This window comes from Streptomyces sp. NPDC059355, from assembly GCF_042752335.1.
In the GTDB taxonomy this organism is placed as follows: domain Bacteria; phylum Actinomycetota; class Actinomycetes; order Streptomycetales; family Streptomycetaceae; genus Streptomyces.
The window spans coordinates 114,312-128,019 of the sequence record NZ_JBHYXN010000023.1; the positions used below are offsets into that span (position 1 = coordinate 114,312).

At 71.6% G+C, this 13,708-nt stretch carries 10 protein-coding genes and 2 pseudogenes; 5 read left to right on the top strand and 7 right to left on the bottom strand.

The window, feature by feature from the left end:
* Positions 1–2: 2 nt before the first annotated feature.
* Together ACFXGI_RS22445 and ACFXGI_RS22450 are read right to left on the bottom strand one after the other, a co-directional pair.
* The gene (locus ACFXGI_RS22445) at positions 3–2,192 is read right to left on the bottom strand and encodes a DUF4139 domain-containing protein (protein ID WP_384709418.1); all 2,190 of its coding nucleotides are present in this window, start codon (positions 2,190–2,192) and stop codon (positions 3–5) included.
* A 36-nt stretch (positions 2,193–2,228) separates the two neighbouring features.
* Positions 2,229–3,737, bottom strand: a complete 1,509-nt coding sequence (locus ACFXGI_RS22450) for a hypothetical protein (protein WP_384709421.1) — start codon at positions 3,735–3,737, stop codon at positions 2,229–2,231.
* 167 nt (positions 3,738–3,904) lie between these two features.
* Here ACFXGI_RS22450 and ACFXGI_RS22455 point away from each other — a divergent pair, with 167 nt between their 5' ends.
* A complete protein-coding gene (locus ACFXGI_RS22455; RefSeq protein WP_384709424.1) occupies positions 3,905–5,479 on the top strand; it encodes a hypothetical protein in 1,575 nt (524 codons plus the stop codon).
* A 41-nt stretch (positions 5,480–5,520) separates the two neighbouring features.
* Here the strand turns inward: ACFXGI_RS22455 and ACFXGI_RS22460 are convergent, their stop codons facing one another.
* Positions 5,521–7,023, bottom strand: coding sequence for an FAD-dependent oxidoreductase (locus ACFXGI_RS22460; RefSeq protein ID WP_384709426.1), 1,503 nt, complete (start codon positions 7,021–7,023; stop codon positions 5,521–5,523).
* Between the two features lie 510 nt (positions 7,024–7,533).
* On the opposite strand from ACFXGI_RS22460, the gene ACFXGI_RS22465 reads away from it, so the two are divergent.
* Complete coding sequence (locus ACFXGI_RS22465) at positions 7,534–9,036, top strand: IMP dehydrogenase (protein ID WP_384709429.1); 1,503 nt, start codon at positions 7,534–7,536, stop codon at positions 9,034–9,036.
* Between the two features lie 217 nt (positions 9,037–9,253).
* On the opposite strand, the gene ACFXGI_RS22470 is transcribed toward ACFXGI_RS22465, so the two are convergent.
* Positions 9,254–9,382, bottom strand: coding sequence for a hypothetical protein (locus ACFXGI_RS22470; RefSeq protein WP_384709432.1), 129 nt, complete (start codon positions 9,380–9,382; stop codon positions 9,254–9,256).
* 5 nt (positions 9,383–9,387) lie between these two features.
* Between ACFXGI_RS22470 and ACFXGI_RS22475 the strand changes: the two genes are divergently transcribed.
* Positions 9,388–9,972 (top strand): DinB family protein, encoded by a 585-nt coding sequence (locus ACFXGI_RS22475; RefSeq protein WP_384709435.1) that lies wholly within the window; start codon positions 9,388–9,390, stop codon positions 9,970–9,972.
* A 21-nt stretch (positions 9,973–9,993) separates the two neighbouring features.
* Here ACFXGI_RS22475 and ACFXGI_RS22480 read toward each other — a convergent pair whose 3' ends face one another.
* The 3 genes and pseudogenes from ACFXGI_RS22480 to ACFXGI_RS22490 all read right to left on the bottom strand — a co-directional run bounded on the left by ACFXGI_RS22480 (position 9,994) and on the right by ACFXGI_RS22490 (position 12,550).
* Complete coding sequence (locus tag ACFXGI_RS22480) at positions 9,994–10,863, bottom strand: IS5 family transposase (RefSeq protein ID WP_384709438.1); 870 nt, start codon at positions 10,861–10,863, stop codon at positions 9,994–9,996.
* Between the two features lie 248 nt (positions 10,864–11,111).
* Positions 11,112–11,920: pseudogene (locus tag ACFXGI_RS22485) on the bottom strand (IS5 family transposase).
* Positions 11,921–11,959: 39 nt separating this feature from the next.
* Positions 11,960–12,550, bottom strand: a complete 591-nt coding sequence (locus ACFXGI_RS22490; RefSeq protein WP_384709441.1) for a hypothetical protein — start codon at positions 12,548–12,550, stop codon at positions 11,960–11,962.
* Between the two features lie 255 nt (positions 12,551–12,805).
* Between ACFXGI_RS22490 and ACFXGI_RS22495 the strand changes: the two genes are divergently transcribed.
* Together ACFXGI_RS22495 and ACFXGI_RS22500 are read left to right on the top strand one after the other, a co-directional pair.
* On the top strand, positions 12,806–13,090 hold the full coding sequence (locus ACFXGI_RS22495; protein ID WP_384709444.1) for a hypothetical protein: 285 nt from the start codon (positions 12,806–12,808) through the stop codon (positions 13,088–13,090).
* A 406-nt stretch (positions 13,091–13,496) separates the two neighbouring features.
* A pseudogene (locus tag ACFXGI_RS22500) lies at positions 13,497–13,708 on the top strand (lytic transglycosylase domain-containing protein); the annotation flags it as partial.

Sequence of the window (13,708 nt, forward strand, 5' to 3'; positions counted from 1 at the left end):
CGTCAGCTCCTGCGGTTGCCGCCGACCAGGCCCTTGCCGGCCGGGATGCGGATCTCGTAGCCGCCGTCGAGGGCGGTGGTGGCGCCGGCGGGCAGGTCCACCCGCCAGATGCGGGTGCCGGGCGCGTGGTGCTCGGGTCCCGTGCCGGCCTCGGGCGCCGTCCAGCCGGCCCGTTCCTCGATCCGGACGTCCGGTTCGCCGGTGACCGGTACCCGCTCGCGGACCTCGACGGTGACGGGCCCGGCGAGCCGGTTGGCCAGCTCCACGTGGATCCGGTGGTCGAGCACGGTGGTGTTGCCCCGAAGACCCGCGGTCGACTCGTGCAGGTTCGTACGGCGGGTGACCCCGATGCCCTCGGCCGGCCCGAGCCCGACCCGGCGGACACCGCCGGGGGCGAGCGTGGGCAGGGCGGCGGTCAGCAGGAACTCGTCGTCGACGGTGACCTCCACCGGGCCGGCCAGCAGGGCCTGGTCGGTGGCATTGGAGACCACGAGTGTGGAGTACACGGTCTGCTCGACGGACGGCACGCAGAGGTACTCGGTGCGCAGACCGACCGGGATCGCACCGACGGTGACGGTGTGCCAGGTGCCGTCCGAGGGGATGTCGGCGCGGGCCGCGGCATCGAAGCGGTGGTCGAAGGAACCCGCCGACTCGCGGGGACGCACGGCGTGTCCGGGCAGCGGCAGTGCGGCCACCGCCTCGGAGCGGCGCCGGTGTTCGGCCGCGACCGGGTCGAAGGGGGCGTCCGGGAACAGCCGGCCCTGGCGACCGCCCTGCTCGCCCGGGCCGCACAGCACGAGGGCGGCGTAGTCGAGCTCGGCGCCGCTCGGCCGCGGCGGACCGGCCGGCGGTGCCGGGGGCGGCGGTGGCGGGGCCCCGCCGGCGGTTGCGGGCGCCATCGGTGCGGATGCCATCGGTGCGGGGGCGGGCACGGCGAAGGCTCCGCCGCCGCCCGGCCTGCCTCCGGCCCGCGATCGGGCGGCTGGTGCCGCGGGGGAGGGTACGGCGGCGCCGAAGCCCTGGAGCGAGACGCCGTCGACGCCGCCGGGGACCGGGATCGCGGCGGGCGGCGCGCCGTAACCCTGAGGTGCCGGCGGCGGTGCCGGTACCGGTACGGGTACCGGTACCGGTACGGGTACCGGTACCGGTACGGGAGGCGGCGGCGGTTGCGGCACGGGCCCGGGCGCGGAGCCGGCCCCGACGGCCGGTCGTGCGCCGGCCGGCGGTACGAAGGCCGGGGCCGGACGGGGGCCGGCCGCCTCGTAGCCGGCGAACAGATCGGCGAGCCCCGCCGGGGGCTCGCGCCAGCCGGACGGCGCGGGGGCGGGCTGACGGCGTCCGATCCGGAGCGAGCGCAGCTTCGGCAGGTCGGTGCGGCGCCGCAGGTCGGCGGTGGCCAGGGCGATGCGCACGCCGGTCCAGTCCTCGCCGGTGCGCTGGGCGACCGAGGCACGCAGAAGGAGGCGGCCGGAGCCCTCGCCCCGCCGGTGCGTGAGACGGTAGGCCGGCGCCCACACGGCGCCGGGCACCGCGTACTCCAGCTCCAGCTCGAGCTCCCGCTCCGATTCCGGTGCCTCCGGATCAGCGGCGCGGTCGAGGGTCAGCACCGCGCAGACCGTGGTCTCCACGTGCGCCGTCGGCGCGTCGGTGGAAGCGCGGGCGAGCCTGTCCGCGGCGACGGAGAGCTCGTGCTCGACGCGGCGCCGCGCCTCCTCCAGTTCGGCGAGACGTGCGTGCAGTCGTGTCAGCCGGGCGTCGACGAACTCGGCGAGCTCCAGCCACGCGTCGACCGGCGTACGGCGGTGCGGGTCCCCGCGCCTGCGCTCCGGCGGCACCGGGCGCAGACCCCCGACCTCCTCGATCAGACCGAGTTGGCGCTCCAGGCGGCCCTGCACCGCGGCGCACTCCTCGCGCAACCGCACGACCTCGCGGCGCAACGCGTCGGGCACGCCCGCGCCGAGGGGCTCGGCCCCGACCTCCACCCGGGCCTCCGTGACGCGCACTCCGGGAGCGTTCAGGACGCGGGCCCGCAGGGAATTCGGGTCCAGCGAGCGGGGCAGTCCGCTCACCCGCAGCCGGGCGTCCGGCGGCACGCTGCCGCGGGCCAGGCGGCGGCAGACCGCCCCCTGCGCGTACACCACGACCGAATCGAGGGCCGAACCCCACCGTGCCGTCTTGTTCGTCTGCGTCATGTGCTCCGCCCCCGTCGCGCCCGTGCTCGGCGAAGCCTACGCCCGCGGTCGCGCGGGTTGCTCCCCGGCCGCCCACGAGGGCGGCGTGGGGAGACCGTTGCCGTCGAGTGCCACCAGGGTGAGGAGGGTGATCGAGCCGGTCCATGCCAGCGGCGCCACCGAGGACGGCCTGCCCGCCGCGTCCACCTTCTCGGTCAGCTCACCGAGCGAGTTCCTCTTGGAGAGGACCCAGTCCAGGACCTGCCTCGCCTCCGCCGTCCTGCCCGTACCGGCCCACGCGAGGGCGAAGAACGAGGTACTGGGCGTCCAGGCGTTCCCGCCCCAGGGCGCGGTGCGGTCGTTCCCCGGCGTGAGACCCCCGTTGGGCAGCAGCAGTGCCTTGTACGTGGCGGCGAGTGTCCGGGGCAGGTCGGCCGGAGCCGCGTTGAACGGCGGCGCCATGAAGGCGACCGCGCTGTCACGGCCGTGCTGTCCGTCGACCGTGCGCTGATAGCCGAGAGGGGCGAACTTCTTTGCCATGCCCGCGGAGAGCCGCCTGGCGGCGGCGGCCCAGCGTGCCGCGTCGCCCGGCCGGTCCAGCTCCCTGGCGAGGTCCGCGGAGGAGTTGAGCCCCGCGAGCAGGGGCGCGGCCGTACCGATGTTCGTCGTGGTGGTCATCAGCTCCCAGTAGTCCGGGGAGGCCGGAGGCAGCCCGTCCGCCCGCAGGGAGGCCGCCGCGTGGTCGGCCGCCTTGCGGATCATCGGGTACAGGCCGGCCAGCCGTGCCCGGCGCGTGGCCGGCGGGGCCGTCCGGTACCACTGCCAGGCGGACCAGGGGACCCAGCCGTTGGCGTCGAGCTGCCACCGCCTGCCGTCCGGCGGCCCCGAGCCGTCGAGCCTCGTGCGCGCCTCCCAGGTACCGTCCGCGCGCTGGGTCGCGGCGCTGTAGCGCAGGATCCGGTACGCCTCGGCCTCGTGGCCCGTGTGCGCGAACGCGGCGCAGGCGAAGCTGGAGTCGCGGGGCCAGGAGTACATCCAGCCGGGGGACCAGCCCGCCGCCATGGCACCGTTCGGCCGGAGCAGGGCGCGCATGGTCAGCAGGGCCCGCTCGGCCGCCGCGCGCTGCGCGGGCGAGCCGCCCGGCACCCGGCCCGCGGCCAGCCAGGCACCGCTCTGCGCGATCTGCTGCCGGGCCGCCGGATCACCGGCGGCCACCACGACCGACGCCGTCCTGCCGAGCGGTACGTACTTCCACCGGCCGGACGGCAACCGCAGGACGTTGCTCCGCCCCATGTACCCCGCGCCCTGGGCGGTGGCCGGCGTGATGCCCTCGGTGGCGGCCGTGTTGGAGAGGAGCCCGACGGTGGGGGCGGCGAGCACCGACAGGGGCGCGTAGCTGCCCACGGCGTCGACCGGACTGCGGTGGCCCACGGGCCTGACGAGGAACACCGGCCGCCGTGTGTCGGTGTGCCCCTCGCCGGCGGGTCCCGCGGCCGACACGGGGAAGGCGATACACGCGACAGCCGTCGTGACGGCCGCCCAGCGCACGAGCCGGACAGCAGGCATCACCACTCCCTCCGTCCGGCTTCCGCGCGTGCGGAAGCCCGGAGTTCTCATCGTGGTCGAGGCGTGCGGGGCCCGCCACGACATGCCCGCCACCCGGGTGACCCCGGATGCCGGTCGGCGACACACCATGCACATTGGTGTGACCGGCCCCTGCGAAGGAATGGTGAATGAGTACTGCGTCGAGTGAGGGCGAAGGCGAGGTAGAGGACAAGGGCAAGGACAAGGGCAAGGGCAAGGGCGCGGGCGTGGGGCGGGCGAGCGGCCGCCGCCCGCTCGTCCGCCGGCTCCTGCCGGGCGCGGGCGCGGCCCTGGTGGCGGCGGCGGGAGCCCTCATCGCCGTCGGGTGCTTCCTCGGGCTCTACGTACGGCCCACGTCGGACGACTGGTGCGCCGCATGGAAGTCCCGTGACCTCGGAGTCCTCGGCATCACGTCCGACTTCTACATGACCCAGAACGGGCGGATCACCAACGCCTTCCTGAGCGGCATCGTCTACGGCGACGGGCTCGCCGGAGTCAAGATCCTGCCCACCGTCATCGCCGTCACCTTCACGGTCGGTCTCGTCCTGCTCGGGTGCGAGTTCCTGCGGCTCCTCGGCGCAAGACCTCGGACGGTGACGGTGATGGCGCTGACCGCCTGCTCCCTCGCCGTCCAGGCACTGGTCTACTACGCCGGCACCCGCAGCTACCAAGTACTGCTGTGGGCGCCGGCCACCATTTCCCACACCGTCCCCAGCGTCATCGGAGTGTGGGCGATCCTGCTGGCCGCGTGGACCGTACGCCGGCCCCGGGCCCCCGCACGCGCGGCCGGATTCGGCGCCGCGTTCGTCATCGCGTTCGCGCTCGGCACCCTGAGCGAGCCGTTCGCCCTCGTCAGCGGTCTGCTCGCGGTCTGCGTCGGCCTGCTGGCGCTGCCCCGGCCGGGGCTCGCGCGGACCTGGCGCACGTTCACCTGGTGCGGGCTCTGGTGCGCCGGACTCCTGTGCGGTCTGATCGTCCTCTACACGTCCCCCGGCGCCCGGTGGCGCCGCGCCCAGCAGCCGGACCGGGAGTCGATGCTCTCCGGGAGCGAACTCGCGGACACCTTCCGGGACTGGCTCCACATGTGGGATGCCGTAACGGGCCAGTGGGCCTATCTCGGAGCCGCCGCCGTCGGCGCCCTCCTCGGCCTGGGTGCGGGGCTCGGCACACCCGCGCACGCGGCGTGGAGAGGGCACCGGTCCGTGTCGCGGCCGATGCTCGTCGCCGTGTTGCTGCTGCCCGTACCGGTGGTGGTGCTCGGCTCGTTCGCGGTGGTGGTGGGCCTGCGCAGCGGGTACGGGCCGAGCGGGTGGACGTACGCCCGTACGTGGACGAACTACCTCGTGCCGATGGAGCTGGCGCTGTGCGGCTACGGCGCCCTGCTGGGGGAGTGGGCCGGGCGCTCCCTCGCACGCCGGCGGAGTGCGCCGGTGGCGGTGTCGGCGGCCGTCGCGGCCGCGGGCGGCCTGACGCTCGCCGCGCTGGCCGCGCTCGTCCCGAACGTCCAGCAGCTCACCACCGCCACGGTCACCCGCGCGGTGGCCTGGGACGCCCAGAACGCCCGCATACGCAGCGCGGCGGCGCAGGGCGCCACCGACCTCGGGTACCGGCCCCTGTACATCGGAAGCCTGGCCGAGCCCTTCTTCACCTCCGACTACGAGCGGGACTGGGTCGCCGGCTGCCTCTCGAAGTGGTACGGCATCGACCGCATCCACCGCCTCTGAGAGCCGCGTGCGCCGACGGCGGCCCGGATGAGGGCCTGACCTCAGACCGACGGACTGCCGAACCAGCGGCTCGCGGCCCGCTCGAACGCTTCACGATCGGGGTGGCGATCGGCTGCCCAGGCGACCACGCCGTCAGGCCGGACCAGCACGGCCCCCAACCCGAGGTCGTCAGCGGCCGGACCGGCCGCATACCGTATCCGGCTCTCCCAGCGCCCGGCCGAAGCGCGCAGGGGTCGGTCGGTGCCGAAATCGAGCGCGACGCCTCGTCCGTCCTGCATCAGGTCGCCGAGGCGAGTCCCGTCCTCCAGAAGGAAGTCCGGCGCGTTGCGGCCGACGAGCGGATGTTCGCCGCCGAGGTCGTGGCGGATCCACGATCCCGACAACTTGCCGAACACGTAGGCCGTCCCGTCAGTGGTCCCGATCAGATCGCGGACCACACCCTGGAGCGCCCGGCCGTGCGCGTCCGGCCGCATGATCGCCACCTGGGCGCGCGACCAGTCGAGCACCGCCGCGCCGATCGGATGGCGCTCGCCGGCATACGTGTCGAGAAGCCCGTCGGGCGCGTGTCCGTGGACGGTCGCCGCCAGCTTCCAGCCCAGGTTCACCGCATCCCCGATGCCGGTGTTGAGCCCCTGCCCGCCGAGGGGGGAGTGGATGTGAGCGGCGTCGCCCGCGAGCAGGACGCGTCCCTGCCGGTACGTCGTCGACTGCATCGCCCGGTCGGTGAAGCTCGAGGCGATGTGGACCTCGGTCAGTGTCACGTCGGTGCCGGACACACGGCGCAGCACGGACTGGAGGTGGTCGCGCGTCGGCTGCTGAGAGCGGTCGAACGCGCCGCCGTCGAAGTCCATGATGCCGATGTGTCCGTCCACGGGCATCCGGATGTACATGCCGTTCGGCGTCAGGTTGAACCCGTGGCGCAGCTTCTCGAGACCGGTGATCGTGGCGTGCATCGTGTAGCCGGTGAACTGCGGCTCGGTGCCGACGAATTCGAAGCCCGCGAGCCCGCGCACCGTACTGCGTCCGCCGTCGCAGCCGACGAGCCAGCGCGCCTCGTACGTGTCCGTGCCGGCCTGCGCGACCACGCCCTCTTCGTGCCGGGTGACGGCCGAGACCGTGACGCCGCGCCGGACTTCCACCCCGAGCTTGGCCGCCCGCTCGGACAGCACCGCCTCGACCTCCGCGAGGTTCGTCATCACGAGTCCCGGTGCCGGGCTCGGAAGCCGGTACGGCAGGACGGCGCCGTCGAGCTTGGCCGGGTCGAGCATGATGCCGGCGAAATGGCCACCGCGTCGCGGGAGGGACGGCCCGTTCGCCCCTTCTCCGACGTTCGAAGCGATCGGCAGCGAGTCGAGCATCCCGCGCCGGTAGAACGCCTCGACCGACGCGGCGGACAGGCCCCGCATCCCGAGGGGGGCCGCCTTCATCGCGGAGCCGGGCTCCGGCTCCCGCTCGAGCACCAGGACGGAACAGCCCGCGAGTCCGAGCTCGCATGCGAGGGACAGACCCACCGGCCCGGCCCCCACGATCACTACGTCATGCATGACGGATCCCCTTCCCGAGATCGCGGCCGGACGGACGCCCGGCCGGACCTCTCGAAAGGTGTCAGCCCCCACCGACACGGGACCGACACGGGACCGACAGCCCCCGACAGCCCCCGACAGACCACTGACACACCACCGACACCACCGAATTCCGTCGACGGTGCTGCGTACGGTCGGGGCGCGGCGGCCAAGTACGAGGAGCGGAAGCCGACTTCGACGCTGTGCGCGCCGCCGCCGACGCGGTGGACAGGGGCAGTGCGTTAAGATCGCGTATGGCGCAATGGAAGTCAGCGCCTGTGCAGCACCGCGCGGAGCATCCGGGTCTGCCGTGCCTCCGCCGCCGATTCGGCCGCGCATGCGAGCACTGCTCTGCCGGGTGCGCCCGCTCTGAGGATCTCCGGAGCGCATTCTTCCGATGGTGCGCTACCGGCCGGGCATCGATCCGCACTGCCCGTACGAGCCTCGCCGATCCGTCGTTGATCGGTGCGCAGGCTCCTTGCCGGAGACCATGTGAAAATCCTCCCCGAAATTTCTCGTACGCTGAGCGAATACCTCCTCATCCCGGGCCTGACCACGGAAGACTGCACGCCGGACAATGTGGACCTCGGGGCGCCGCTGGTGCGTCACCGGGTCGGCGAGGAGCCGGGAATTCGGGTCGCCACGCCCCTGGTGAGCGCCATCATGCAGGCGGTGTCGTCACCGACGCTGGCGGTGGCACTGGCGCAGGTCGGCGGGCTGTCGTTCATCCACCAGAATCAGCAGATTGAGGACCAGGCCGCGGACGTGCTGGCGGTGAAGCGGCACAAGGCCGGCTTCCGGACCAGCGAGATCACCGTGGCGCCGCAGACTCCTCTCGGTGAGGTCGCCCGGCAGCTGTCCGAGGCGGAGCAGGGCGTGGCGGTGGTCACGCGGAGCGGGGACGCGGACGGCGAGTTCCTGGGGGTCATCAGCCTCGACGACTTCCATCTGGAGCGTCACGGGGCTTGCGAGACGGCCGGCAACCGGATGCGGGGCCGCGCCGGCCTGGTCACCGCGTCGGCCTCGGTCTCCCTGTCCGAGGCGAATGAGCTGATCTGGCAGCACCATCTGGACGTCCTGCCGGTGCTGGAGGACGGCCGGGTCGTCTCCTTGGTCCTCAAGAAGGACTATCAGGCCCACAAGGCGTATCACCGCGCGACGGTGGACAGCGGAAAGCGTCTGCGTGTGGGTGCCGGTATCAATTCCCGTGACTTCAAGGACCGCATTCCCGCCCTTGTGGAGGCCGGCGCGGACGTGCTGTGTCTGGACTCCTCCGACGGCTATTCCGTATACCAGGCGAGGACCCTCGAATTCGCCCGGGAGACGTACGGGGACGATGTTTTCGTCGGCGCGGGGAACGTCGTCGACGGCAGGGCCTTTCGCTACCTGGCCGATGCGGGCGCGGCGTTCGTGAAGGTCGGGATCGGCGGCGGGGCCATCTGCACCACTCGGGCGCAGAAGGGCATCGGCCGCGGGCAGGCCTCCGCGCTGCTCGATGTGGTCCAGGCGCGCGACGCCTACGCCCGGGAGACCGGTGTGTACGTGCCGCTGTGCTGCGACGGCGGCCTGCTCAACGACTCGCACATGGCGATGGCGCTGGCGATGGGGGCGGACTTCATCATGCTCGGCCGCTACTTCGCCCGGCTCGACGAGAGCCCGTCGCGGAAGCTGCAGATCGGCAGCCAGTGGTACAAGGAGTACTGGGGCGAGGGCTCGCGGCGCGCGCAGAACGCAGCCCGGTACGGCCAGCGCGGCCGGATGGTCTTCGAAGAGGGCGTCGACGGCTACGTGCCCTACGCCGGCAGCCTGTACGACAACGTGGAGCGGACCCGGACGAAGCTCACCTCGACGATGATCAGCTGCGGGTCGACCAACCTGCGGGACTTCCACCGCGATGCGCTGCTCGTACCGGTGTCCGCGGAGTCGTTCAAGCAGACAGGTGCCGAGGTGCAGCTGCGCCACCGGTGTGGATATAGGTGCCGTCGTGGCCGATGAGCTCCTTGTAAAGTTCCTGCATGGCTGCCTTGTACATTTCTTCCCAAGTCATCATGTCGCCTCTCTACAGGTGTGCGTACGTGCGTGACCCGGACCGTGCGACCCGACATGGAGATCTTCCTGCTTCGTAGATCCCGATTGTGATCCGTGAGATGGCAGTCCGCACGTTGTGCGGGCATTCACGCTTTCCCCATCTGGGGTGGTTCGAGAGGTTGTCTTACGTGGCAAGTTTCGCGAGCTTCTTGTAGCAGGTCAGGGCAGCGGCCATGGCCGGGCCTCGGCTCTGCCAGTCGTTGCGGACCACGTACGGGTTCTTGAGACCACGAGCAGCCCATGGCAGGCTCATGCCGCATGATCGATGAATTCGCGAAAGACAACCTGCACGGGAGACTGCGGCGGGACCGCGAGGCGCTGCTCTGGAAACTCGACGGCTTGTCCGAATACGACGCCCGCCGACCTTTGACAGCGACCGGGACCAACCTCCTCGGCCTGGTCAAACACGTGGCCACCGTCGAGGCCAGGTACTTCGGCGAGGTCTTCGACCGCCCTTCCCCGGAACCGCTGCCCCGGTGGAGGGACTCCAACGGCAGCGATCAGTGGGCGACCGAGCATGAAACCCGCGATCAGATCATCGGGTTCTACCGGCGCACGTGGGAACACTCGGACGCGACGATCAACGAGCTTCCCCTCGACGCCCCTGGCCACGTGCCGTGGTGGCCGGAGCCCTATGCCGACACGAACCTGTTCGCCACCATGGTCCATGTCCTCGGCGAGTCCATCCGGCATGCCGGGCACGCCGATATCCTGCGCGAGGGCCTCGACGGCCGGACCGGGTTGCGCGCGGAACACGAGAAGCAGATCGACGAGGAAGCCCGTGCAGCCTACTGCGCGAAGATCGAGCATGCCGCCAGGTCCACCGCACCAATCCAGGCTTAGAGGTCGTTTTGGTCCGTTGTTTCATCCCGGGGTAGCCCGTTTTGGCAGCTTCTTTGGGTCGCGCCAGGAGATGGTGTTTTCGCTGGTGAGGCGGCGGGCCATGAGGTCGGTCATGGCGAGGTGGATGATGGCTTTGGAGCGGGTGGGGAGGGTTTCGTAGTCGCGGGCGAGACGCCGGTGGAGCATGAGCCAGCCGTAGGTCCGCTCGACCGCCCAGCGTTTCGGGATCGGGGTGAACCCCCTGGTCCCGGGCTTGCGAGTCGTGATCTCCATGTCGATGCCGAGGGTGGCGGTGTGTTCGACGAGGTGCTGGCGGTAGCCGCCGTCGACCCAGAGCTTGCGGATTGCGGGATGTTCAGCGGCGACGCGGTCGATGAGGTGGGTGCCGGCGACGGAGTCCTGCACGCTGGCCGCGGTGACCAGCACCGCGAGGAGGAGGCCGAGCGTGTCGGTGACGATGCTCCGTTTGCGGCCCGCGATCTTCTTGCCCGCGTCGATGCCCTGGCTGGCGGCGGGAACGCTGGTGGAGGTCTTCACGCTCTGGGCGTCGATCACACACGCGGACGGCTCGGCGTTCCGCCCTTCCTTCTCCCGCAGGAGGCGCCGCAGGACTCCATTGAGCTGGGCAAACACCCCCTCGTCAGCCCATCTGGCGAAGTATCCGTAAACACTCTGGTGCGGCGGGAAGTCATGCGGGAGGTAGGCCCACTGACAGCCGGTGCGGTCCACGTACAAGATCGCGTTCATGATCTCGCGCAGGTCATGCCGCGGAGGCCGGCCGAAGTCCAGAGCCCGGCCACGGCGCTCGAAACGCCACGCTGACAGCACCGGCTCGATCAACTCCCAGCGCGCATCGGACAGATCACTCGGATACGAACGCCGCGTCGTCATGATTCCGGCGTACCGCCGCGGACCGAATGCGCCCAGGCGCGCGGCTGCGGCAGTGGAAGCACACGGGCCATCCACGGCCAGGCATCCTGGGATGAGACAGGCACAAGAATCAGCCCGCCCCACAAGCCACCCCACACGCCCCATAGGTACCGACTCCATCAATGGTCACTACCGCACCGCGGCCGACCACCTCAAGAATCGCAGCAAATTTCCAGATTCCAGGATGAAAGGACCTCTTAGACGTCATCTCATTTGGTGAGTCCGCGGTAGCAGATGAGGGCGCAGGCGATGCTGGTGAAGGCGAGGAAGTGTTCGGCGTTGCGTTCGTAGCGGCGGTGGAGGCGGCGGCAGCCGGCGAGCCAGGCCATGGTGCGTTCGATGGTCCAGCGGTGGCGGCCCAGTCGCTGCGAGGACTCGACGCCCTTGCGGGCTATGCGGTGCGTGATGCCGCGTCCGCGTAATCATCATCGCAGGTGGGCGTAGTCGTAGCCCTTGTCCGCGTGGAGCTCGCCGCGCTTGCACCGCTGGCGTCCGCGGCGCGAGCGGATGGGCGGTATACCGCGGACGAGGGGCTCAAGGGCCTGGCTGTCGTGCAGATTCGCTCCCGAGATTCCGATGGACAGGGGCAGACCGGTCCGCTCGGTGATCAAGTGGATCTTCGAGCCGTACTTGCCCCTGTCGACAGGATTCGGACCTGTCAAGTCCCCCTTTTCAAGGCCCGCATGTTCACCGAGTCGATCGCGCAGCGGGACCAGTCCAGCTCACCCCGGGCACCGAGCTCGTCGAGGACCGCGCGGTGCAGTCTGGCCCACACCCGTGCCTTGCTCCACTCGGTGAACCGCCGGTGGGCTGTCGCCCCCGACGGCCCGAACGACGCTGTGGGCAGTTGCTGCCAGGTACAACCCGAGGTGGCAACGAAGATGATCGCGGCCAGTACCTCCCGGTCGCCATGCCGACGCCGGCCACCGCCCTGAGGCCGCGACGGCGCCTCCGGCACCACCCGTTGGAACAGCACCCACAGCTCGTCCGGCACCAGCCGTTCAACGATCCCCACCATGGCCGACAGCCTACCGCGAAGGCCAAATGAGATGACGTCTCAATCGACGGGGCCCGACCGGGACCGGGCGCGGGTCCGGTCGTGGAACCAGGCGGCCGCTCCCACCAGCACCGCGACCCCCACCCCGTACAGGGGAAGCCACAGGGTCGTCGTGGCCGCCAGGCATTCGGCGACGGCCTTGCGGGCCTGGTCCTGCTGTACGAACTCCAGGGCCGCGGCGTCGTTGCCGGCCAGATTTCCCAGCGCGGCCTCCACCTGAAGGGCCTCGTACCGGCCCTGGAGCACGCACCGGCTGCGCGTGCCCGGCATCGGGAACAGCCAGGCCCGGCGCTGCAGGAGCGGGGCGAGTGCGACCGCCGCGCACAGGCCGACGACCAGCGCGTAAGCGACCAGCCCGCGCATGTACGGCGAGCGGACCTCCGGAGTCCACTGCGCCCGCCGCTGGAAGGCGAGCATCACCGCGAGGAGCGTCACCCCGATGAACGAGGCGAACCACTGCCACGAGCCCTGGGCGAGCGCGAACGTCAGTACGGCGGCCAGTCCGATGCCGATGACCCCGGGAGCGGGAAGGCCGTCGCCGGCCGCGGCGGGCGCCGGCCTCGTGGTCAGTCGGGGGCTGGGGTCACTCACAGGCCTCTCCTGCCGGCGGGAGACACCAGCATGCGCCGCTTCGCGCCGCGGCCCCGGGGTGCCGTGCCGTGGGGACGCCCGCGCCCCGCCCGGATGGCCGCGCGCCCGATCCCGTCCGTGTCTCGCGGTCAGGCCGGTGTCCGCGCACGCTGGAGGGGAAGGACCTCCCGGGCGCCGCTCGGCACCCCCCTTCCACACGGCCCGGGCACCGCCGTGGCCGGGCCGGGTGACCATCCCGGAAAGCAGGTGCGTCCCATGCGTACGTCGACCCGCGTCGCCGGTGTCCTCGCCGGCCTCGCCCTCACCTTCACCCTCGGCGGCGCACTCGCCGCCCCCGCCGCCCAGGCGGACATCCCGGCCTGTGTGCAGATGGCCGGCCAGGCGGGTGCCGGTGGCAGCGCCGGCGACGCCGTCACGGCGGCGTGCAGCCGTGGGGTGAGCGGCGACCTCCAAGGCTGTGTGACCGGGCTGACCGCGGCCGGGGTGCCGGGCGGCGCCGCGAACGGCGCCTGCCGGATGGCCGCCCACGAACCCCGATAAGGGCGGGGTCTCGGCCACCGGGGCCTCCTCGGTGGCCCCCTCAAAGGGGTACGACCGATGACATTCGGTGAGATGCGGGTGCCCCGGGGGTGACCCGCCCCATAGGGCCCACATCACATACGAATGGCGATAGTAGATCTCCAGGGGCCGGATACCGCGCTCGCGTACCGGCTCCCACCTGCCCGGATGCCCCAGGACACCGTCATGGACCGTATGGCCTCCACTGCGAAGGCCGCTAGTAGGGCGGGTCGTTGCCAGGGGGTCGGGGCGTCTGTAGAACTGGATGAGTCGCCGGGCGGCACGGGTGCTTCACCCCGCCGCCGACGAACCCCTCTCCACCGCGTGAGTGGCTCACGCATGCCCCAGGCATGCCGCGACCCCCTTGTCCCCTGTGGAAGGCTCATCCGTGTCGAACTCCGTCATCCGCCGCATCGCCGCTTCGAAGAAGACCCTCGCGGGTACCGTCGTCGCCCTCGGTGTCGCCGGTTCCATGCTCGCCACGGTTCCCGCCCAGGCGGCCCCGACGAGCGCCAAGGCGATCGCCCAGCAGATGATCAAGGACCCGGCGCAGTTCGCGGCCTTCAACAACATCGTTTCCCGCGAAAGCGGCTGGAACCA